Consider the following 21628-nt stretch of genomic DNA (forward strand, 5'->3'; position numbering starts at 1 on the left):
CACCAGAACCCCGCTCCGGAATCAGTGCTCAGGTGGCAACGGCCAGGTCGGGCAGTCCCAGCGCGGCGCGAACCGTGCGTACGACGCCGTTCTCTTCGTTGGACGGCGCGAGATATCGAGCGGCCGCACGGATGGCCGGATGTGCGTTTGCCACCGCGTAGGACCACTCGGCGGTGTCGAGCATCGCCAGGTCGTTGAGATAGTCGCCGAACACCATCGTCTGGGCGGGTGTGATCCCGAGTCGTTCTTGCACGGCGCGGACGGCGCCCGCCTTGTCGACGCCGGGCGCCATGACGTCGAGCCAGTTGCGGCCGGAGACCACGACCTCCATGGTGCCCCCGAGCGACGCGATGGCGGGGGCCGTGACGTCTTCGATGTTGCCGAAGTCGAAGACTGCGATCTTGACCAGTTCGCGATCCACGAGGGCGAGATCGTGCACGATCTGGTGCGAGTGATAGTAAGGCTGGAACTGCTCCAGAAAAGGTGGGTCGGCACGATCCACGAACGCCACATCGGGCGCGCACAACACGATTCCCACGTCCGACACGCGAGTGGCCGCCAGCTCTCGCGCACGACCGAGCACGGCCGCGACGGCTCGGTCGTCGATCGGGGTCACCCGCAGCGTCTCGTCGTCGCGGGCCACCACCGCGCCGTTCTCGGCGATCACGACCAGACCGGGCACCGCATGGCCGAGCTGGTCGAGAAGCGTCGCCGCCTGACGGCCACTCGCCGGGCTGAACACGATTCCGCGCTCCCCGAGTTCGTCGAGCAACGGCCACAGGGACTCCGGTATGCGTTTACTGGGGTCGAGGAGGGTGCCGTCCATGTCACTGACGACGAGTCGCACGTCGGACGGCACTGGCGGCAACGGGGTACTCATCGTCGACCATCATCCCAGATCGACGCTGAGACCGGGCGCGCGTGCTGTGCGATGCTGGGGCTGTGACGGAATCGGGCGACATCGGCGGCGTGCGGCATGGCCTTGTTCACGGGTTCGAGGCGATCGTTGTGGAGACCCCGGCCGCCACCGCGGCGGTGTCACTTTTCGGCGGGCAGATCCTGTCGTTCGTACCCGCCGGCCACGACGAAGTGCTGTGGGTGTCTCCGCTCGTCGCGGCTCCACCGACCCCGATCCGCGGGGGAATACCCGTGTGCTGGCCGTACTTCGCACGCGAAGGCCAGAGCGACGACGTGCCGTCGCACGGGTATGCCCGCACCGCGCGATGGGCCCTGACCGGTTCCCGCACCACCGAGAACGGCGACACCGAGCTGGAGTTGGCGCCCGAAGGGCTCGATCATCTCGACCTGACCGTGCACATGACCGTTCGTGTCGGCGCCACGCTGACCCAGGGTCTTCACACCCACAACCCGAGATTGGCTGCGGTGACGATGACCGAGGCGTTTCACAACTACTTCAAGGTGGCCGACGTCCGTCGGGTACACGTCGAGGGTCTGAGGGAGCTCACCTACATCGACAAGTTCGACGACATGAGGACACACACGCAGGACGGAAACTGGTCACTGCCAGAGGATTCCGGCCGCAGCGACCGGGTCTACCCCGATGCCGGCGGTACCTACCGCATCATCGACCCGGGATTGCGACGGAGCGTCGAGGTGACGGCTCGAGGCGGGCGCAGCGCAGTGGTGTGGAATCCGGGAGAGGCATCGGCGTCGGGAATGGCCGACGTGGGGTCACATTGGCGGGAATTCGTGTGCGTCGAGGCCGCCAACGTCGGACCGAACCGGGTCGACGTGCCTGCCGGTTCCGACCACTCACTGTGGCAGACGATCTCGGTGACGCAGATCCATTGACCGCGATCCCGACATCGCACCCGACGCTGCCATTACGGTTGGGCTGTCAGCCCATCCAGCCGAGGAGGTCGGCATGTGTCAGTACTGCGGATGTCGGGAGATGCCGCTGTTGCGTGACTACACCGCCGAGCACGAGCGCGCGGTCAACCTCGGTGGCGACGCCGTTCGCGCGCTGGACGCCGGTGACCTCGCCCGGGCGGGTGACCTCGCTGGCCGCCTGGCTGCCGAGCTGCGGTCGCACTGGCGCGGAGAGGAGGACGGTCTGTTCGCGGAGTTACTGGCCGGCGACGATATCTTCGCCGAGTACATCGATCCGTTGATCGTCGAGCATCGCGAACTGGCAGAGCTGTTGGAGTCGATGGACCTGACGATGCCGCCATACCAGGACCGGTTTCGTGCAGCGGTGTTCGATCTGCATGAGCACATCGCGAAGGAGGAAGACGCGCTGTTCCCGGCATCGGTGACCACGCTCGACGGAGATCAATGGGACGCTGCGATCGCGGCGTGGCAGCGAGCGCACCCCGACTCCCGGTTGCTCGGTTCCTGAACCGTCGGGTGCGGAGTCAGCCTGCTTCCGTGAGTCGCGGCGACTCGCCCCGCGTGGTGTACCCGACGACTAGCATGTCGCCGGTGAGCGAACACAGGATCTCCGTCGACATCGACGAAGCGGGCGTAGCGACTGTCACTCTCGACCGCGCCGACAAACACAATGCATTGGACGGCGCCATGTTCGACGCGCTGCTCGACGTCACCGGCACGCTCAAGACCGACGGTCGGATTCGGGCCGTCGTCGTCCACGGGGCGGGCAAGAGCTTCTGCTCCGGACTTGACATCTCGAGCCTCGGACAGGGTGGTGGCGCCGAGTCGCTCCTCGAACGCGAGGACGGACACCGCGCCAACCGGGCGCAGCGCGTGTCGGTGGACTGGGCCGCAGTCCCGGCACCGGTGATCGCCGCGATCACCGGCAACTGCTTCGGCGGCGGCCTGCAGATCGCCCTCGGCGCCGACATCCGCTACGCGGCACCCGACGCCCGGCTGTCGATCATGGAGGTCAAGTGGGGTCTGGTGCCTGACATGGGCATCACCCAGACGCTCCCCCGTGTCGTCGCTGTGGACGTCGCGAAGGAACTGACGTTCACCGGCCGCATCGTGAGTGGTCAGGAAGCGCAGGTGTTGGGACTCGTCACCCGCGCAGTCGAGGATCCTCTCGCCGCCGCATTGGAGCTCGCGCACAAGATCGCCCGGAAATCACCGCACGCCGTCCGCGCCGCCAAACGTCTCTACGACGAGACCTGGACGGGCGCGGACGCGTCCGCGGCGTTGATGCTCGAGAGCGAATTGCAGGTCGGGCTGATGGGCTCGGCCAACCAACTCGAGGCCGTCCACGCTGGACTTGCCAAGCGGGAGCCGCGGTTCGCCGATCCCGAGTGACCCCGGGTCGGGACGGAAGGACTCCGTTGCCGGCTCGGGGACTGGCTCAGCGAGCGGCGAAGGTCGCCACGCCGGGCAGCGAGGGCTGGCCCGCATTCGGGTAGGCCGCCGACCCGGTCACCTGGATCGTGGCCACCACCTGGCCTGCGCCGGTGTTCGCGGTGGCGACGACCGGTGTCGGGTTCAGGTAGTAGAAGCATGGCTTGACCATCACGGCGCCGGACTGACCGGTGGTGATGTTGACGTAGCTGATCCGCACCAACGAGCCGGCTGCGCTGCTGCTGCAGATCGACCGAGGTGCCGGTGCCGAGAAAGCGGTCTGGCCGGGCCGGTTGGTCGGCGCCGCGACGACGTTCGCGAAGTAGGGGCCGGGTACCACCAGTCCGCTGGTCGCCAGGGCCGTCGCGGGAATCTGAAAGACGGTGTGCGGCGGAGCCGCCTGGGCAGACCCGGCCCCGACGGTCGCCGACGCTGCGGCGGCGGCCAAACCGAGTGAAACAGCGCATCGTTTGAGGACCTTGCGCATGGTGCTCCGATCTGATGTGGAGGACTGAAGGCGTCGATCACCTCTTGGTAGATACATACCGCAGGGTGTGCTCTGCGTTACACATTTCGGTGAGTTGTCCTGCGATTGGGGGACGACGTCGATCGGGTGCCCTCGAACGGCTGCGGGGCGGTGACACCCCTCGGTGTCACCGCCCCGCAGCTGATTCTCAGAACGATGCGTCGTCGGCGTAGCCGGGGTCGGTCGGCCCTCCGGGGGCCTCGAGGTTGTCCGGTCCGCCGTAGACATAGCTGATCTCGTCGGTGGTGCCGTCACCGTCGTGGTCGGTCAGAACGGTGTCGGGGATGGCGTCACCGTCGACGTCGAGCACCGTGGAGTCCAGGGTTCCGTCATTGTCGGTGTCGATGAGAACCTCATCGGGGGTGCCGTCGAGGTTGACGTCGGTGCTCACGCTGGTCACCTGGCCCTCTGCGTCCAGGGTCGCCACGCGGTACAGGTCCCCGTCATCGGTGTATTGCGCTGCGAGATCGGGGATCCCGTCGTCGTCGGTGTCGACCTCGGCGATCACCGTGCTGTTGTCGCCCGCGTACATCGCGGTCTCGAAGGTGCCGTTGTGGTCGGTGTCCGCCTCCACCAGTATCGCGTTGCCCTCGCTGTCGAGATATGCGGTGATCGGCGTGCCGTCCACGTCGCCGCGCGCCACATCGGCGTCGCCGTCACGATCGACGTCGACGGTCGAGTCGATCGTCACCTCCCCCTCTGCGGCAGAACCGCCGGGAGCCGCCGGATCGGTCGACTCGGGTCGGACCGCACCGGTTGGCGCGGCGGCCGGCTCGCGGTCCGCCGGGTCGCTGGTGTTCTCGTCAGTGTTCGGTGCCTGGGCCGGTGCGGGCGGCAATCCTTCGGCAGCCGTGGAGTCTGCGTTCGGTTCGTAGGCTCGGTCAGGTGCGATCTGCGGGTTCTCCGCTGCGGTCAGGTCCTCGGTAGCGCTGGCATCCTCCGGTGCCGGTGCCGGTGCCGGGGTGGACTCGGGAGTTGCTCCCGGTCCGGTGACCGTGCCGTCGGGGCTGACCGTGACCGGTCCGTCGGGACCGCCCTCGACGGTCACCGAGCCGTCGTCGGCGACATGGCCGGTGTACTCGTTGCCGTGCTCGTCGCGCATGTGCACGGTGTCCGGCTGCCCGTCGCCGTCGCTGTCGGTGACGGCTTCGGTGGTCAGGTCGGGGCTGGTGGGATCAGACATCGGGTCGGCCTTTCAGTTCGGTCCACGGACGATCCATCGGTGGCTCAGGTGCGCTGTCGACGGTTGGATGGCGGGTGCGGCGGGGAATGTTCCCGCAGTCTCAGATGAGGCCGGACCTGGTCAAAAACGTGCGGGCATCCGCCAGTGACTCGAGACCGTAGATGCTCGCGACCAGTCCGTCGCCGGTGCGCGCATACCGGACCTTGAAGAATCCCGCGCTCGGGTCTTCGGTGATCTCTCCCGCAGCGGTTCGGGCCGAGTTCTCCAACAGTTCACCGTCGCCGTTCGTGTAGATGCCGTTGCGCAGGTTGACGATCTCCGACTGAGCCTGATTGTCATCGACGTTGAACATGATGTAGTCGCTGACGGGACCGTCACCGGTCATGAGCGGGGCGAGTTCACTGTCGTCGGCGATCTGGCAGCTCATCTGCAGAGCGTCGTTCGCGGTGAAGCCCGACTTCCGGCACTCGGTGGTCGACGAACGTAAGGCGGTGGGCAGTGCATCGAGCAGCGCGGTTTCGTCGTCGATCACCCGGCCACCGTCCTTACCGGTGTCCCCGGCTGCCGTGGCCGCCGTCGACTGTTCGGGACGGGGCGTGGGGGGTACCGCATCATCGCGCGCGATGAGTGCGACTGCGCCTGCGGCGATACCCATGGTGGCGACGACCCCGACGGTGACGCCCGCCAGGCGTCCCCAGCGCCGCTTGCCGGGCGGGTCCGTTCGGATGCCGTCGGCGGACGCTGTCGGAGGCCGCGGGGCGCCGGTCATCGGGGCACGTTGCTGCTGCCACGCCGGCATCAGTTGCGCCGCGACCGGGACGCCGCGGTTGCCGGTCCCCGCCGACGCGGCCCGCGCAGTGACGGCTGCACCCTGTGCGACAACCGTTTTCGGGTCGTCGAGGGTGGCGACGGGTCCCAGTTCGCCGAGCCGATGCTGGATCAGGGGAATGCGGGACGATCCTCCGGTCAGATACAGGGCGGTCAGCTGGTCCGGGTGGTGGATTCCGGCGTCCAATAAGGTGGCCCGGGTCAGACGGATCGCCTGATCCACGGCGGGGGCGATCATCTCGTCGAACTCGTCGCGGGTGAGCTGCAAGGTCTGACGGCCCTGCGGGGTGGGCACGGTGATCGTCGCCGACGGTGCCTCCGAGAGCAGCTCTTTGCCCCGACGGATCGAGTCCTGCATCTGCTGGACAACGTCGACGGTGGCCTCGCGACGCAGCCACTGCACCAGGGTCGGATCACGGTCACCGAGACGTTCCTCGGCCCACCGTGCGACGACGGCATCGATGTTCTTGCCGCCCAGTCCGTTGTCGCCCCGTGCGGCCACGACGCGAAAGGTGCTGTCGCCGGCGACGGTCAGGACGGCGACATCGAGAGTTCCGCCACCGAAATCGAACACCGCGATCCGTGCCCCGGGGTGCATGGCGTGCGAACGCGAGTAGTGCGCCGCCGCCGCACGGGGTTCCGAGATGGTCGAGATCGCGGCAGCGGGGATACCGGCGCGCACTGCGGCATCGACGAGCACCTGAATCTGCTGCGGTGACCACGCCTCTGGGTGGGTGAGGATCAGCCTGCTGGGTGGCGTCCCCGCATGCGCAGCCGTCCCGCGATGGACGATGGCGCCGATCACCGCGGCAACCATCATCGATACGGGGAACGTATGGCCGTTGACGGTGACCGTGGGCTGTCCACCGATGAGCCGCTTCGGCGCTGCGACGAATCCACTCGGATCGCGCTGGGCCTGATTGACCGCCGCATCGCCCACCGAGATCCGGTCGGGGTGCTCGACGTACACCGCCGACGGCATCAGGTGGCTCGCATGCGACAACGACAAGGTCTCGATCCCACCACTGGTCGCCCCGGAATGCGCTGCCGCGCTGTTGGACGTACCGAAATCGATCGCGAGAGTCCAAGCCGCATCCGCCATGAGTATGAGCTGTCCTGTGCTGGTGAGTGTGGTGCCCGATCGCGGTCCTATCAGATCGGCAGTGTACTGAGACCCCGATCACCAGCGACGACCACCTGTGCATTACCCTGCACTGCGTCGCAAACATCGTGAATGTGCCCGGTCGGGGAACTTTCACGCGTTCCGCTGCAACCAATCTCTGACCAGGGAACGTCTGCCGCGGAAGCACACCAGGGGGTGCACGCGCCGCTGCGTGCAGTGAGAGGGAAGCACAGTCATGTCTCGATCCACTCAGTCTCGATCCATCACGTCTCGACTCGACGTGTCTCGTTCGGCTCTTCGCGTCCTCGGAGTCGTGGTCGCCGCGACTGCCGTGGCGACCGGATGTACCACCAACGGCAATCCGCAGCCCAGTCCGTCGGCGGCCGGTGAGACGCAGGCAGCGATCGACCTGGCCGCGTTGGACACCGGTAGCTACCCGACGGAACCACGAGAGCCGTTCGGCCGTGCCACCGACGCCGAGATCGTGCAGGTCGAGGCCCAACGAATGGCCCAGTTCATCGTGGTGCCCTTCGAGGTGGACGGGGACCTCACCAACCAGAAGATGCCCACCCAGACCATCGCCTCGCGCAAGAACTTCACCATGATCCTCGGGCCGGAGGCCGTCGACGTACCCGCCAACGAGTTCCTGCTCGGCGGCTACACGACGACCGCCTCCACACCGGACTCTCACCTTCGAGCGGGCACGGCACGCAGTCTCAACAACATGGTGGTGCGCTACGCGGACGCGAATCACGCGCGGATGGCCGCCCGGCAGATGGCCGATGCGCTCGCCACCCGTGACAAGACGGAGCTGACCGGGCTGCCGGGTGAGCCGACAGCGATCGTGAAGCGAACAAGTGTCGGCGGCAACGAGCAGATGCTCGCGTTCACCCCGCACAACTCGTACGTCCTGTACCAGTGGGTGGAGACCACGCCCGAGCAGGAGGACCTGCTCGAACCGACACTCCGCAAGGCGTTGAGCCTGCAACGCACGTTGATCGATCAGTTCCCCGCCACCCCGACCAAGGCCGAGGCCGCCGAACGCGGGATCACCGGCTCCGTCCGACCGTACGTCGACCAGGACCGCGTGTTGATCTATGCGCTGCCGATGACCGACGAGGAACTCCAGACCGGCGGCACATTCGGCCCCGGTCACCAGCTGCGGGCGGTGTACGGCCCGCGTGGACGAGCGCACACCAGCACCGATCCCAAGACCACCTTCACGGTGCTCACCGAGACCGGCTCGACCGCCAACGCCGTCGAACGGTCCATCGTGTATCGCGCCGCAACCCCGGACGGGGCGACGGCCATCATGGAAGCCGACGCTGGACCCGGGGATACCAGTACCCCCATCGACCCGCCACCCGGACTCGCCACCGCTGAATGCAGCAAAAGCGTCGGCCAAGACACCATGTACTCCTGCCACGTCCAGGAAGGCCGCTACGTCGGATACGTTCGGTCAGACGACATCACCGATGCCTACCAACAGATCTCGGCACAGTACGTCATCCTGACCAAGGCCGATCAGGACGCGTGACGACCACCGGGTTTCTCGCGGCGGGTTGACACCGCGGCCGGCTTCGGGTCGGAGTATTCAGCGGGTGTGGTCGGCGCCCGCCGCCGAGGTCGCGCTCGCCGCGAGCTCGGTCAACCGGGCGAGACCTGGTTGCGCGACTTCCGACAGGCGTTGGTGCGCCGCCTGCACCGCCGCGCTGTCGCGGAGTTCGGGTCGGATCCGCGCCGGATTGAGCGCACAGTCGTTCGCCCAGGCCGCGATGTCGGGTTCGGCGCCGAACGCGCGGGTCGCACGGGCACTACGTGCCTGCATGTGTAGCCACTCGCGCGGCGTGTCCGACAGTCGGTTGGGCGGGCACAGGCGATTGCGTTCACGGTCGTCGTCGCGGGTGGCCTCGACGTATCCGGCCAGCGCTGCATTGAAACAGGGAAAGCCCGCCCGGATGGTCTGCAGGCGGATGGGACCGTCGCCCCAGATCGGCACGAGCGGTGGGTAGCGCAGGCCGGATGCGGCGCAGTGCACGACAAGCGCTCCGGGTGGAAGCGCGACCCTCCCCTGTTGTAGGACGATCTCGCGCTGGTCGATCCGCTCGATGTGGCCCAGACGGACAACTCGGTCGATTGTCCGGAGGTGTTCGAGTTCCCAGGCGCCGAGGGTGGGTGCCTTGGCCATGGTCGGGAACGCGGTCGGGTCGATTCGCATCATCACCCCGACGTCCTCGAGGGAGGCGAACACATCGTCGATGGTTCCGGCCTGTGTGGCCGCTGCCATCGTGTCGGTCGCGAGCTGGAGGGCTACCAGCGGATCGGGTTGTACCACAGCCCGATTCAACATCCAGGGTTCGCGTGGACGAACCCAGAGGATGCGGTTGGGATCCACGGCGCGCGTCAGCAGCCAGATGATCGCGTCGGTGGCGGTCTTTCCGGCCCCGACGATGACGAAGTGGTCAGGTGCCTCACGCAGGGATGCGAGCTCGTGCACCGGAATCACCGGGACCTCGTCGGCGACCGCGAACGGAGCCGGGGTCGTCGCAGGGATGGTCGGCGACAGGTAGGTGGCGTCGACGACCTTGCGTCTCACCGTGACCGGGCGGATCCGTCCGGACACCCGCGATTCAACCAGGTGGTTCTCGCCGTCGAACCGGTACTCGCTCGTGCCCAGAAAAGTGACACGTCCGGAGCCCACGAATCGGCGCCAGAGGATGTCGTCGAAGTAGGCCGCGATCTCGGGCCGGCGAGCGCGCTCCCCGAACCCTTGCTCGGGACCGGTTCGCTGCACGGTACCGTCGCCCAGCACCGTCGAGCCGACGCCGTAGAACACCGACGCCTGGTGCAGTTGGACGAACGGATACGCATCGAGCCAGTGGCCACCCGCGGTTGGCCGACGGTCCACGAGCGTCACGTGGACGTCGGCGTGGTCGATCAGGGCGTCGGTGAATGCCATGCCCATCGCGCCGGCACCCACGACGAGATAGTCGGTGGTCAGCGAGCCGGTCGCCATGATTCGCTCTCCCGTCGCAAGAGCGGCTGACATGGGTCGTATGGTAACCGGACCTCGTGCGCGTTCGGGCCGCACTTGACCTTGTCATCGTGACAAGCTGTTTCATGGTCGGTGAAGGAGGTGATCGTCATGACCACGAACGATCGCAGCACTGCACTGATCACCGCGCTGGGCGCCACCGACGCGTCGCAGCGGCTCCGGGCCGCACTGGCCGCGGGAACCGCTGCGGACGAGCGGCTCGTCCCGGTGCTCATCGAGAGGTGTGGCACGGAACCGGATTTCTTCGTGCGCGACATGTTGACCTGGGCGTTGTGCCGGGCGTCGGCCGACATCACCGTCCCGGCGCTGCTCACCGAGCTGGAGTCGGCCCATCCACAGGCCCGCAGCCAGGCGCTGCACACGTTGTCCAAGATCGGGGAACGACGAGCGTTCTCTCGCGTGGCGATGTCGATCCATGACCCCGACGACGACGTGGCACGTGCCGCATGGCGTGCTGCGGTGGCTCTCGTCGATCCCGCCGACGCATCGGATCTGGCGGCCGACCTCGCCGCGGAGTTCGGCCGCGGTGATGCGCAGGTGCGACTCAGCCTGGCACGCGCGATGGTCGAGCTCGGTGATTCGGCCCATCCAGTGGTGGACGTGTATGTGCACCACGCGGATCCGCGGGTCGGGGCGCACGCGGCTGCCACCGAGCGGTTGTTGAGTGATCCGGATGCCGCGTTCGATCTCTCGGTCGAGATGGCGCGTCGTGCTTCGGTGGGTGTCGATGTGTGAGCGTCACCGATGCTGATCGGGGAGGTGGCCCGACGGTGCGGCGTCAGTGCCCGCATGCTGCGGCACTACGACCGACTCGGGCTGGTGACGCCCACCGGCCGGACATCCGGTGGGTACCGGGAATACTCGGCGGACGACGTTCGGAGGCTCTTCCACGTGGAGAGTCTCCGAACGCTCGGGCTGTCACTCGAGGAGGTCGCCGAAGCCCTTGGGCAACCACGGTTCTCGCCCGATGCACTGGTGACCGAGGTGATCCGGCGTACGCGTGAGCGCATCGCGTCCGAGCAGGAGCTGCTGCGCCGTCTCGAACGGGTGGAACTTGCCGCGCCGGCGGACTGGACCGACGTCGTCCGGGTGGTCACGCAGGCGCGCGCGTTGGAGTCCGAATCGGGAGCACGCAGGCAACAGGCCGTGCTCTCCCCCACCGGGGAGACCAGCCCCGCGATCGCGGAACTCGTGAGAGCGGTGTTGTCGGAAGATGATCCGAATGTCGCCGGCGCCCTACGTTGGGCGATTGCACGGGCCGGAGGCGAGGGATTGCCGGGTCTCGCACAGGGGCTCGTCGACAACGATGTGGCGATCCGCCGTCGAGCGGTCGCCGCGATCGTCGCCATCGACCATCCGGATGTGACGGCTCTGCTGCGGCGAGCGCTCGATGACCCCGACGACGAGGTGAGCGACCGGTCGGCGGTGGTGCTCGCGCACACCGGTACGGTCGACGCGATCCCCCGGCTGGTGGCGATGGTGGTCGACGGGCGACGCGACATCGAGGCCGCCGAGGCCCTCGGCCGATTGGCCGAGCAGACCTCGGCGGACATCGTCGCGACGCTGCAGGAGCGGTACGACACGACCCCCGATCCCGCCGTCCGACTGCGCATCACCCAGGCGCTCGCCGAATTCCCGGTCCCGCGGGCCGACCCGATGTTGAGCCGACTGCTCGAGGACGCCGATCCGACTGTGGCCGCGACGGCCGGGGTCATCCTCGACGGCCGACCAACGTCGACCTGACGCTATCCGGCCACCAGCCCGTCGATCTGGTTGATCGATTCGGACGCACCTTCCTCGACACCCATCTCCAGCACCTTCTGCAGACCTTCAGCGGTCTCGTAGATGCTCACATAGGTCGCGATCGTGCGGCCGCCTTCCTCGCGGAAGCTGTAGGTGTTCGTTGACACCGGCAGCGACTCAACAGGTTTGAAGTCCTCGTCGGCGAAACCGTCACGGAAGGTGAACTCGTTCGGCTCATCGACGGTGTCCACCTCCCAGTATCCGGCGTACTTCTCGCCCTCGGGTCCGGTCATGTAGTAGGTGATCCGCCCGCCGGGCTTGAGGCTGTGTTCGACCACGGTCGCGGGAAAGGTCGGCGGGCCCCAGATCTTCTCGAGCTGGCGGGGATCCGCGTACACCTGCCAGATCCGGTCGACCGGGGCGGCGAACTCGGCGGCGATGGTGATGGTGCGGGCGTCGATGTCATGGGAAACATTGGTGACAGGCATGGCTCAGTCCTCCGGTGACGGTTCGGTTGCTATCAGTTCGTCGATACGTGCGATGCGGCCGCGCCAGACCTGCTCGAACTCCGCCAGCAGGTCTGATACCGCTTGCACCGCAGCCACGTCGCCCGAGGCCAACTGCTCACGGCCACTACGCCTTTTGATCAGCAGGCCGGCCCGTTCGAGCACGGCGACGTGCTTCTGCACCGCGGCAAAGCTCATCTCGTACTTCGCCGCGAGCACCGAGACCGAATGCTCACCGGCAAGCACACGACGCAGAATGTCGCGCCGCGTGCGATCGGAGAGCGCGTGGAAGAGGGCGTCTGCTCTGTCCTCGTCCGCGTCGGCCACACCACAAACATACAACCAATCGGTTGTATGTCAATACCTCGTGTCGGTGTAGCGAAAAACGTCTGCCGGGCCGGAGGACGAATCCTCCGGCCCGGCAGACGGCGTGATGTAGGGACCCCGGTTTCCGGGGAGTTCCTCGAGCGTCAGGACATGGCGGCCTGAGCTCCGCGGTCCGACCAGTTGGAGCTGCTCTCGATCGCGCCGATGATGCGGGGGCGTAGTTCGGCAGCTTGGATCACCGCGTCGACCGAACCGACCTCGACCGCGCGACGGATGCTGTGCACCGAGTCGAACTCGGCGGCGATCTCACTGATCTTCTCGGCGCGGACAGACTGGCGGACGTCGGCCAGCTCGGCGTTGAGCGCCGACCGGTCGGTGCCCGACGCGCCGGCGGCGCGGGTCTCCAGTTCCCGGACGCGCGGGTCGGCGCCCACACGCTTGGCGACCTCACCGGCGAAGACGACGGCCGCTGCCGGTGCACCACCGAGCACGGAGGCGAACGATCCGTCGATCGCGAGCACCGTCATGTTGGGGTTCAGCGCCTTCGAGAAGACCACGAACGCCCCGCCGTGGTAGCGCGAGATCACGCAGAACACGATGGGCCCACGGAAATTGACGATGGCGCGGCCGATCTCCGCGCCGTACTCCAACTGCAGTTTGCGCATCGATTCGGGTGAGCCGTCGAACCCGGACAGGTTCGCGAGCACCACCAGCGGGCGGTTGCCGCTGGCCACGTTGATCGCGCGCGCAGCTTTCTTCGACGACTGCGGGAAAAGCGTTCCCGCGGTGTAGGTGTCCGGTCCGTCGGTCGGCTTGTAGCCGCGTCGCGCGACCTCGCGCGACTCGATCCCCAGCAGGCACACCGGGATACCGCCGAGATGGACGTCGCAGACGACGGCCGTCTCCGCGTCGGCCATGCCGGCCCACCGCTCGAGCACAGTGTGATCCTGGTCGGCCAGCGCACGCATCACCGTGCGGATGTCGAAGGGCTTCTTGCGATCCGGGTTGCTCGCCGACGAGAAGATGTCGCCGACGGTACTGAAGTCGCTGCCCGCCAACACGTGCGGGAATTCGGAGACGTCCCGGTCGGAGGGGTCGCTGGTCGCGGCCCGACGCGGGGACTGCTCCCCCGGCGCCACATATGTGTGGTCGTAGTGCGACATCAGGACATCGCGCGCCGCACCCAGATTCGGCGCCCAGTACTGCGCCTGGCCGTTGGGGCCCATCACGCGGTCATAGCCGCCGATGCCGAAGTTGTCCTCGGCGGACACGCCGCCGGAGAAGTCCAGTGACTGCTTACCGGTCAAGACCATCGCGGAATCCGGGGTCATCACGAGGATGCCCTTGGTGTGCATCAGCATCGTCGCCTCGGCGTTCCAGTACGGCTGCGCGCCGACGTTGATGCCGGCCACGACGATGTTGATCTCACCACCCGCCTGCGTGTACTCGACCACCCGTTTGAGCGCCCGGGCCACCCAGTCCATGTTCTCGGTTCCGGAGTCCATCGAGATCCGGGCCCCCGACGAGAGCGCGTACCACTCGAGTGGCACCTGCATCTGCTCGGCGAGATCGAGGGCGGCGATCACCCGCGCGCACTCGGGTTCCGACAACGCACCGAGGGACTTGGTCGGGTCACCGAGCAGCACGACCCGCGTCAGGCCTTCCGGGTACTTCTCGGTCGGGGTGGTGACCACTCCGGCGACCATCGCCGCCGTGTTGCGGCCGCGGGCCCGATTCACCGGCACCAGACGCTGTTCCGCGTCGAGGTCGTACTCGGAGAACTCGCCGAGCAGCGTGGCCAGCTCGTACGGGTACACGGTGTTTCGGCGGGCGGCGCGGAGCACCTTCTGCCGGTACTCGTCGACGGGTTCGATGGGCTCGTCCGACGGTTCGCCCACGGCGACGTCGAAGCCGCCGGTGGCGTTGACCGAGAAGCGCACCGCGACTTTGGTCAGCTCACGACTGCCGGGTTCGCGTCGTCGCGCGATGAGCAGGACCTCCTCGAGGCCCACGCCGGTCGCCGCGCCACGGAAGTAGTCGGCGATGGTGTTGAGGTCGTCGTCGAGAGCGTCGATCGGTGGCCACACGTACATCACGATGCGGTTTGTCGACGACGTCCGGTTCGAGCTGCGCTGTGCGCGACGGATCGAATCGACACACGACGCCAGAGTTGTCTCCGCGGTCGGCAGGGTCAGCAGCCGGCCGTCGTGCTCACGCATCGCGCTGAGGTCGCGGACCTGGGCGAACGCGATGAGTCGCTCGTCGGACGGATTCTCCTTGGCGACACAACGGAAGAGGTACACCTCCTCGTCGTCGGACGACGGCAGCTGGGTGAGGTCGAACTTCCGCAGCCGTTCCATCTGCATGCGCTGGGCGATGTAGGGATGCAATCCGCGGATCAGACGTTCCTCGGACATGCCCGTCGCCGACGGTCGGAACGTGAAGTGATTGTGCATGCGCGCGTCACCGCTGCCGGCGACGGTCACGGTGATCCGGTGCACCTGTCCGGGCATCGACGTGGCGGTGATGATCTCGTGCAGCTTGCCGGCCATCGCATCGAAGTCCGCGGGCTGCTGCTCCCAGCTGAGGTAGAGGTCCGCATCGACCGACGCGGTCTCCCGCGCGAGCTCGGCGAGTCCGCCCATCGTGGCGGGCAGATCGTCGAAGCTCACCGCGGCCGACACCAGATTCGCGCCACCGCGTTCGGCGACGACGAAGCTCGCGCCACCGGCAGGCTGAATCCGGATGTCGCGCAGCCCCTTGTTCCCGTAGTAGCGGCGGGTCAGCACCTCGAGCATCACCGAGTTGTCGAGGTTGCCGCGCACGATCCGTTGCCCGAGCAGACGTACCAGGGGTTCGGTACTGCGGACCATCTCCGCGATCCGGTCGGAACGGTCGGACGCGTCGGGATTCTCGTCGAGGTAACGCAGCTGCTTGCGGACATTGTTGTAGACCCGGGCACGGTCGCGCCGCAGCAGGGGTTGGCCGTACCAGGCGTAGATGACGCCGCGTGCGAGGTCGGCGATGGCGGGGAAACGGACCTGGGTCGCGGCCACCAGCCCGTCGAGCGAGCTGCCGACGGTGTCGCGCAGCTCCTCCCGCGGTGTCGGCTCGCGCAGCCACTCGCGCAGCAGCGTGCTGATCACACTGACCGAGTCGGCCGGATTCTGCAGGGCCAAGAAAATCCGGAAGACGGCCGCTTCCAGTTCGGGGCTACGGTCCAGTTCGGCAACGCCGTAATGGCCGAGAGCCCGACCCAGCTGCGTGTGGAAGGTCTCGGGAAGACCGTCGCGCTCCACATCCAGGCTCTGCAGGTAGGTGTGGAAGTTCTCGCGGGCACTGTGGACGTGCTCGACCCCGAGGACCTCCCCCGACGGCCGATTCTGGCTGAGCTCGGCGATGTCGGCGAACACGGTGATCAGTTCCAGCTCGTCGGCGAGCGGCCGTCGTCCACTCTCGAGAGCGGCGTGCCGCACGGCGAGGTAGTCGTCGAGCAGGCGGGTGCGGTCGTGCAGATCCACGTCGTAGCCCAGGAGTTGGCTGCGCAGATCCTCCTGGGTCCGGGTGGTGCGCTCGTGCGCCTCCACATCGGTCCGCTCGGCGGGCAATTCGAGGTCGACGGCCTCCGCCACGTCCTCGGCCGCGTCCGCTTCGTCGTCGTCGGCAAGGGGTTCGAGTCGCAGTAGCGGCGCACCGGTCTCGACCTGGGTGCCGACCGACACCGAGCACTCCTTCAGCCGCGAGCGGACCGGAGCTCGCAGCACCGTCTCCATCTTCATGCTCTCGAGGACGAGGACAGGCGCCCCGGCCTCGACCTCGGCGCCCACCTCGAGCGGCGTCGCGACGACCAGTGCGGGTGCCGGCGACCGCAGCACGCCGCCTTCGTCGCGGCTCACCCGATGCGTCACGCCGTCGACGTCGACGAGGTGGATCGGTCCGTGGGTGTCGGTGACCAGCCGGTAGCGCACATGGTTGACCACCATCTGCGCGCTGTGCGTGTCGAACCGTTCGAGGTCGACGTCGGCGGTGTGGGTCTCGGCGCCGGCCTCGATCGCCACACGGAAGCGGTGCGCGCCGATGCGGGCCACGCGGACCCGGTAGCCCGCACCGCGGAGCTTGAGGTCGAGTGGTCGGCCACTCTGGTGCTGGACCTGCGGGCGACCGCCGGATGCGGTGGACAGCAGCCGCTGCCGTTCGACGTGCTCTTCTTCCTCGTAGGCGTCGATCGCGGCGGCGGCCAGGGCGATGGCGGAGTGCCGATTGGCGACCAGGCCACCCTCGGCGCGGACGCGGTCGATCCAGCCGGTGTCGGCGCTGCCGTCGATGACCTCCGGCCTGCTCAGCAGTTCCAGGACGAAGCTCTTGTTGGTGGCACCGCCGGCGATGATCACCCGGGTCTCACGCATCGCGCGGCGCAGTCGGCCGAGCGCCTCGTCGCGGTCACGGCCGTAGGCGATGATCTTGGCGATCATCGAATCGAAGTCGGCCGGGATGGTGTCGCCCTCGCTGACACCGGTGTCGACCCGGATGCCGGGCCCGGCGGGCAGTTCCAGGAGCGCGATGCGTCCCGGCGCCGGCGCGAAGTCGCGGTCCGGGTCCTCGGCGTTGAGGCGGGCCTCGATGGCGTGGCCCCGTTCCTGCGGCGGCTCACCTTCGAGTCGGCCGCCGGATGCGACGTGCAACTGCGCGCGCACCAGGTCGAACCCGGTCGTGGTCTCGGTGATGGGGTGCTCGACCTGCAGGCGGGTGTTGACCTCGAGGAAGGCCAACAGGTTCTCACCGGGGTGATACAGGAACTCCACGGTGGCCGCGCCCCGGTAGCCCACCGCGACGGCGAGCCGTTCGGCAGATGCCTTCAGGTTGGCGACCTGGTCGGCCGGAAGAACCGGTGACGCCGACTCCTCGATGATCTTCTGGTTGCGGCGCTGCACCGAGCAGTCGCGCACACCCAACGCCCACGCAGTGCCCTGACCGTCGGCGATCACCTGCACCTCGACGTGCCGGGCTCCGGTGACCAGTCGTTCCAGGAACACCACGCCGCTGCCGAAGGCGCGCTCGGCCTCGTCGCGCGTGCGGGTGTAGGCGTCGCGCAGATCGGCGTCGCTCGCGACCTTCCGGATACCTCGACCACCACCGCCTGCGGTCGCCTTCAGCATCAGCGGGTAACCGATCTCGGCAGCCGCGGCCACGGCTTCCTCGAGGGTGTCGACACCGCCGCGGCTCCACGCGGCCACCGGGACACCGACCTCTTCGGCAATCAGTTTTGCGCCGATCTTGTCGCCGAGTTTGCGCATCGCCTCCGGCGACGGCCCCACGAAGGTGACGCCGATGCGTTCACAGAGTTCGGCGAAGAGGGGATCCTCGGCGACGAAGCCCCACCCCACCCAGGCTGCCTCGGCGCCGGTCTCGAGTAGTGCGCGCTCGAGGACCTTGAGGTTCAGGTAGGGACGGGACGCAGCCGGACCCAGGTCGTAGGTGATGTCGGCCGCACGGACGAAGGTGGCGTTGCGGTCGACGTCGGTGTGCAGCGCGATCACCTCGATCGGCTGTCCCGTCTCGGCGGACAGGTCCCGGACGGCGTGGATGAGTCGCATCGCGGACTCGCCTCGGTTCACGATGGCAATGCGAGTGAACATCGCCGACTCCCTTCTCTGTGTGTGCCTGTCGGTCGGTCCGCGCGGTCGTTCGCGCTCCCCGCCGAGTGGGTCATGACAAGTGCCAGGTCGGGCGGGTCCGGCCGACGGCTTTCGGGGGCGTCGGCGACGGACACCGCTCGATTGTTGCGAATCGTTTTCCTACGCGCGAGTACGGTCCGATCGTCCGCGTGGCATGAATCCGGGCGAATCGGCCGTAGCCGAGTCGCGACTGGTCGGGTCCGCGGCCCCGTCGGGGACGTGCCACCGACGGATTCGTCGGGGCGGAGGCCAGATGATCGGTTCCCCGATTCCGGGAGGGGTTCGAGGATCGGGTCCCTCGCCAACGCGTTCGTTCGGTCGCGGTGGTTGCGGTGAAAGCACAGGCGTGGGCCCATTTCCGTGCACTCGCCGGTCGACATGTGCAGCGACCCGGCACGACGCCCTCGCAGGTCTGTGCAGGGTGCAGACTCCGGTACACATCGATCGGTGAGCGCAGCTGCGGATGGACCATCGGCGACGACGTCGCGCGTCGTCTGCACGCGTAGCCCGGCAAAAGGTGAGGAATTGCTCACATCTGCTCTCCGGGGGTGTCCGGGTGCCTCTGAGACACCGCGACCGCGTGCTCGTCGACCACCGAATCGCGACCACGCCGACCGGCTCTATCCTGGCCACGACCCATCCTCGAGATCTGGAGAGAATGCATGACACAGCTGGGAGTGGTCGGCGGCGGCACCATGGGAGCCGGAATCGCCGAGATCGCGATCCGCGCCGGTGACGACGTCCTCGTCCTCGAACGCGACGATGCCGCGGCCGACGCCGCACGTCAGCGCATCGAGAAGTCGCTGGCACGCGGCGTGTCGAAGGCGAAGATCACCGAGGATGACGCGCAGCAGGCGCTGTCTCGACTTCGCCTGACGACCGCGGTCAAGGACTTCGGCGATCGCGAACTCGTCATCGAGGCACTGCCCGAGATCGAATCGCTGAAGGTCGGATTCTTCGCCGAACTCGACAAGGTCACCGCACCCGAGGCGATCCTGGCGACCAACACGTCGTCGATCCCGATCATCCGGGTCGCCAAGGATGTGGCGGATCCGTCACGGGTCGTCGGTGTGCACTTCTTCAACCCGGTTCCGGTGATGCCGTTGGTGGAGATCATCGCCAGCCTCGCGAGCTCGCCGGAGGCCATCGAGACCGTCACCACCTACGCGCGTGACCATCTCGGCAAGAAGACCATCCAGGCGGGCGACCGCGGCGGTTTCGTGGTCAATGCCCTGCTGATCCCGTATCTGGTCAGCGCCATCCGCATGTTCGAGAGCGGCTACGCGACCAAGGAGGACATCGACACCGGCATGATCAACGGCTGCGCCCACCCCATGGGCCCGCTGACGCTGTCCGACACCGTCGGACTCGACGTTGTCCTCGACGTCGCGGAGTCGTTGTATCAGGAGTTCCGCGAGCCGCACCTGGCGCCGCCACCGCTTCTGCAGCGGATGGTGGAGGCCGGATACCTCGGCAAGAAGACCGGTAAGGGGTTCTACGACTACGCGAAGTAGCCCGCCCCTTCATGACGCTCGCAAGCTCGCTCCTCAGGGATCGGGGCGACGTCAAACCCGGTCCCTGAGGAGGCCGGAGCTTGCGGAGGCCGTCACGAAGGGCCGCCACGCTCCCGGAGGCCGGAACCACCCCGGTCCCTGAGGAGGCCGGAGCTTGCGGAGGCCGTCACGAAGGGCCGCCCCCGAGGAACCACGATCAGTGCGCCAGGCCCGCGTCCTTGCTGCCGTACGCGTCACGCAGCGCGGGCTTGACCACCTTTCCGCCCGCGTTGCGGGGCAACTCGTCGACGATGACGAGATCCTTGGGTTGCTTGAAGCGGGCGAGATTCTCGTTCAGGTACGGCTCGAGTTCGGCCAGCGTCAGATCATCGACGCCCGCGGCGAGGACGACGACCGCGACCGGGATCTCGCCCCACTTGTCGTCGGCCCGTCCGATCACCGCGGCCTCGGTGATCTTGTCGTGTCCGAACAGAACGTTCTCCACCTCGGCGCAGTAGACGTTCTCTCCCCCGGAGATGATCATGTCCTTGGCCCGGTCCACCACGTAGAGGAATCCCTCCTCGTCCTCGCGCACCAGGTCGCCGGAATGAAACCACCCGCCGCGGAAGGCATCGGCCGTCCCCTGCGGGTTCTGCCAATAGCCCTTCATCAGATTCGGTCCGCGGTAAACGATCTCGCCGACCTCGCCGCGCTTCACATCGTTCATCATCGGGTCCACGATGCGTGCGGTCACCGCCGGGACCACCTTGCCGACCGAACCGATCTTGCGGATCGCGTCCTTGCCCTCGAGGATGCACGTGACCGGCGACATCTCCGTCTGGCCGAATGCGGTCAGGTTGAGCGCCGCCGGAAAGTTGTCGTTCATGGCGTTGAGGACGCTGTCCGACGCCGGAGCCGCACCCCAGCTGATCGTCCGCAGTTTCAGGTCGCGCGGACGCGCCTTCTGCGCCGCACACACGGCCTGCCATTGCGCCGGCACCATGAACACCGATGTCGTGCCCTCCCGCTCGAGGGTGTCGAGCATGTCGTCGGGATCGAACGCGCCGAGCGGATGGATCACCGACCGAACGCCCCGGTAAAAGACCGGCGCGAAGGCCGCGACACCCGCGATGTGAAAGATCGGCGGCACGATCGAGGCGACATCGTCGTCGCCGGCTTCCCCCGCGGTCGCGATGATGGTGACCGCCTGTGCCTGCAGATTCTGATGGGTCAGCATGGCGCCCTTGGGTTTTCCGGTGGTCCCCGACGTGTACATGATGAGCGCCACCGTGTCCTCGGGAACGTCGATCTCCGGAAGGTCGGACGGATCCTCGGCCAGCAGGGTTTCGTAGTCGAGGTGACGGGAGTCGTCGCCGGCACGGTCGACCACGATGGTCGCCGCCACCCCCGAGGTCGATGCAGCCGCCGCGTCCACCAACGGCGCGAGCATCGACTCCGTGACGACCACCGTTGCCCCGCTGTCATCGAGCAGGAAGGCGACCTCGGCCGGACTCATCCTGATGTTGACCGGAACCGGGATGGCACCGATCAGATTGGCGGCGAGTACCGCCTCGATGTACTCGGTGCGGTTGAGCATCGCCATCAGGATTCGATCGCCGAAACCGACGCCTCGCCGATGCAGCGCGGCGGCGAACGCGTGCGTCCGTTCATCGAGTTCGCGCCACGTGGTCGACTTGTCGAGGTACCTCACGGCGACCGCGTCCGGAGTCATGAACGCATGTCGACGTATCTGGTTGTTCCAGTGGTTCCGGCGCGAACGCATCGGCTCGGTGGTCAGATCGGTCGTCGTTCCGTTCGCGGTGGCTGTCATAGCGTCCCTCTCCCCTGTCGCTGTCGGTCATGACCGGGCCGTCCGAGACGCCCGAG

The 21628-nt window shown here is 67.4% G+C and carries 16 protein-coding genes; 7 read left to right on the plus strand and 9 right to left on the minus strand.

Going from position 1 to position 21628, the window contains the following annotated elements:
- Window positions 1-28: 28 nt before the first annotated feature.
- The gene (locus tag VZC37_RS07620) at window positions 29-880 is read right to left on the minus strand and encodes a Cof-type HAD-IIB family hydrolase (protein WP_330431875.1); all 852 of its coding nucleotides are present in this window, start codon (window positions 878-880) and stop codon (window positions 29-31) included.
- A 62-nt stretch (window positions 881-942) separates the two neighbouring features.
- Here VZC37_RS07620 and VZC37_RS07625 point away from each other — a divergent pair, with 62 nt between their 5' ends.
- The 3 genes from VZC37_RS07625 to VZC37_RS07635 all read left to right on the plus strand — a co-directional run bounded on the left by VZC37_RS07625 (window position 943) and on the right by VZC37_RS07635 (window position 3243).
- Window positions 943-1812 carry a D-hexose-6-phosphate mutarotase gene (locus tag VZC37_RS07625; RefSeq protein WP_330431876.1) on the plus strand — a complete coding sequence of 290 codons (870 nt, stop codon included), beginning with the start codon at window positions 943-945 and terminating at the stop codon, window positions 1810-1812.
- Window positions 1813-1885: 73 nt separating this feature from the next.
- Window positions 1886-2359: a hemerythrin domain-containing protein gene (locus VZC37_RS07630; protein ID WP_330431877.1), complete on the plus strand. Its 474-nt coding sequence runs from the start codon at window positions 1886-1888 to the stop codon at window positions 2357-2359.
- Between the two features lie 83 nt (window positions 2360-2442).
- Entirely contained in the window at window positions 2443-3243 is an 801-nt protein-coding gene (locus tag VZC37_RS07635; protein ID WP_330431878.1) for a crotonase/enoyl-CoA hydratase family protein, read from the plus strand.
- A 46-nt stretch (window positions 3244-3289) separates the two neighbouring features.
- Here the strand turns inward: VZC37_RS07635 and VZC37_RS07640 are convergent, their stop codons facing one another.
- The 3 genes from VZC37_RS07640 to VZC37_RS07650 all read right to left on the minus strand — a co-directional run bounded on the left by VZC37_RS07640 (window position 3290) and on the right by VZC37_RS07650 (window position 6921).
- The gene (locus VZC37_RS07640; protein ID WP_330431879.1) at window positions 3290-3769 is read right to left on the minus strand and encodes a hypothetical protein; all 480 of its coding nucleotides are present in this window, start codon (window positions 3767-3769) and stop codon (window positions 3290-3292) included.
- A gap of 187 nt (window positions 3770-3956) precedes the next feature.
- On the minus strand, window positions 3957-4991 hold the full coding sequence (locus VZC37_RS07645; protein ID WP_330431880.1) for a hypothetical protein: 1035 nt from the start codon (window positions 4989-4991) through the stop codon (window positions 3957-3959).
- 100 nt (window positions 4992-5091) lie between these two features.
- A complete protein-coding gene (locus VZC37_RS07650) occupies window positions 5092-6921 on the minus strand; it encodes an Hsp70 family protein (protein WP_330431881.1) in 1830 nt (609 codons plus the stop codon).
- 256 nt (window positions 6922-7177) lie between these two features.
- On the opposite strand from VZC37_RS07650, the gene VZC37_RS07655 reads away from it, so the two are divergent.
- Window positions 7178-8479: a DUF7373 family lipoprotein gene (locus VZC37_RS07655; protein ID WP_330431882.1), complete on the plus strand. Its 1302-nt coding sequence runs from the start codon at window positions 7178-7180 to the stop codon at window positions 8477-8479.
- A gap of 57 nt (window positions 8480-8536) precedes the next feature.
- Here VZC37_RS07655 and VZC37_RS07660 read toward each other — a convergent pair whose 3' ends face one another.
- Entirely contained in the window at window positions 8537-9991 is a 1455-nt protein-coding gene (locus VZC37_RS07660) for an NAD(P)-binding protein (RefSeq protein WP_330431883.1), read from the minus strand.
- 96 nt (window positions 9992-10087) lie between these two features.
- On the opposite strand from VZC37_RS07660, the gene VZC37_RS07665 reads away from it, so the two are divergent.
- Together VZC37_RS07665 and VZC37_RS07670 are read left to right on the plus strand one after the other, a co-directional pair.
- Window positions 10088-10732, plus strand: coding sequence for a HEAT repeat domain-containing protein (locus VZC37_RS07665; RefSeq protein WP_330431884.1), 645 nt, complete (start codon window positions 10088-10090; stop codon window positions 10730-10732).
- A 9-nt stretch (window positions 10733-10741) separates the two neighbouring features.
- Window positions 10742-11740 (plus strand): HEAT repeat domain-containing protein, encoded by a 999-nt coding sequence (locus VZC37_RS07670; RefSeq protein ID WP_330431885.1) that lies wholly within the window; start codon window positions 10742-10744, stop codon window positions 11738-11740.
- 2 nt (window positions 11741-11742) lie between these two features.
- Here the strand turns inward: VZC37_RS07670 and VZC37_RS07675 are convergent, their stop codons facing one another.
- The 3 genes from VZC37_RS07675 to VZC37_RS07685 all read right to left on the minus strand — a co-directional run bounded on the left by VZC37_RS07675 (window position 11743) and on the right by VZC37_RS07685 (window position 18209).
- Window positions 11743-12228 carry an SRPBCC family protein gene (locus VZC37_RS07675; RefSeq protein ID WP_330431886.1) on the minus strand — a complete coding sequence of 162 codons (486 nt, stop codon included), beginning with the start codon at window positions 12226-12228 and terminating at the stop codon, window positions 11743-11745.
- 3 nt (window positions 12229-12231) lie between these two features.
- Window positions 12232-12573 (minus strand): ArsR/SmtB family transcription factor, encoded by a 342-nt coding sequence (locus VZC37_RS07680; RefSeq protein WP_330431887.1) that lies wholly within the window; start codon window positions 12571-12573, stop codon window positions 12232-12234.
- A 143-nt stretch (window positions 12574-12716) separates the two neighbouring features.
- Window positions 12717-18209 carry an ATP-binding protein gene (locus tag VZC37_RS07685; RefSeq protein ID WP_330431888.1) on the minus strand — a complete coding sequence of 1831 codons (5493 nt, stop codon included), beginning with the start codon at window positions 18207-18209 and terminating at the stop codon, window positions 12717-12719.
- Window positions 18210-18910: 701 nt separating this feature from the next.
- On the opposite strand from VZC37_RS07685, the gene VZC37_RS07690 reads away from it, so the two are divergent.
- A complete protein-coding gene (locus tag VZC37_RS07690; RefSeq protein WP_330431889.1) occupies window positions 18911-19762 on the plus strand; it encodes a 3-hydroxybutyryl-CoA dehydrogenase in 852 nt (283 codons plus the stop codon).
- A 196-nt stretch (window positions 19763-19958) separates the two neighbouring features.
- Here the strand turns inward: VZC37_RS07690 and fadD5 are convergent, their stop codons facing one another.
- On the minus strand, window positions 19959-21572 hold the full coding sequence (fadD5, locus tag VZC37_RS07695; RefSeq protein WP_330431890.1) for a fatty-acid--CoA ligase FadD5: 1614 nt from the start codon (window positions 21570-21572) through the stop codon (window positions 19959-19961).
- Between the last annotated feature and the right edge of the window lie 56 nt (window positions 21573-21628).

Origin of the sequence: Gordonia sesuvii, assembly GCF_036350415.1 — a bacterium.
Lineage (GTDB): Bacteria > Actinomycetota > Actinomycetes > Mycobacteriales > Mycobacteriaceae > Gordonia > Gordonia sesuvii.

What these genes read in the sequence shown, in the direction of transcription:
- VZC37_RS07670 (WP_330431885.1), top strand. Translation starts at nt 10,742, where the DNA reads ATGCTGATCGGGGAGGTGGCCCGACGGTGCGGCGTCAGTGCCCGCATG.
- VZC37_RS07645 (WP_330431880.1), bottom strand. Translation starts at nt 4,991, where the DNA reads ATGTCTGATCCCACCAGCCCCGACCTGACCACCGAAGCCGTCACCGAC.
- VZC37_RS07660 (WP_330431883.1), bottom strand. Translation starts at nt 9,991, where the DNA reads ATGTCAGCCGCTCTTGCGACGGGAGAGCGAATCATGGCGACCGGCTCG.
- fadD5 (WP_330431890.1), bottom strand. Translation starts at nt 21,572, where the DNA reads ATGACAGCCACCGCGAACGGAACGACGACCGATCTGACCACCGAGCCG.
- VZC37_RS07640 (WP_330431879.1), bottom strand. Translation starts at nt 3,769, where the DNA reads ATGCGCAAGGTCCTCAAACGATGCGCTGTTTCACTCGGTTTGGCCGCC.
- VZC37_RS07665 (WP_330431884.1), top strand. Translation starts at nt 10,088, where the DNA reads ATGACCACGAACGATCGCAGCACTGCACTGATCACCGCGCTGGGCGCC.
- VZC37_RS07690 (WP_330431889.1), top strand. Translation starts at nt 18,911, where the DNA reads ATGACACAGCTGGGAGTGGTCGGCGGCGGCACCATGGGAGCCGGAATC.
- VZC37_RS07650 (WP_330431881.1), bottom strand. Translation starts at nt 6,921, where the DNA reads ATGGCGGATGCGGCTTGGACTCTCGCGATCGATTTCGGTACGTCCAAC.
- VZC37_RS07620 (WP_330431875.1), bottom strand. Translation starts at nt 880, where the DNA reads ATGAGTACCCCGTTGCCGCCAGTGCCGTCCGACGTGCGACTCGTCGTC.
- VZC37_RS07685 (WP_330431888.1), bottom strand. Translation starts at nt 18,209, where the DNA reads ATGTTCACTCGCATTGCCATCGTGAACCGAGGCGAGTCCGCGATGCGA.
- VZC37_RS07630 (WP_330431877.1), top strand. Translation starts at nt 1,886, where the DNA reads ATGTGTCAGTACTGCGGATGTCGGGAGATGCCGCTGTTGCGTGACTAC.
- VZC37_RS07655 (WP_330431882.1), top strand. Translation starts at nt 7,178, where the DNA reads ATGTCTCGATCCACTCAGTCTCGATCCATCACGTCTCGACTCGACGTG.
- VZC37_RS07675 (WP_330431886.1), bottom strand. Translation starts at nt 12,228, where the DNA reads ATGCCTGTCACCAATGTTTCCCATGACATCGACGCCCGCACCATCACC.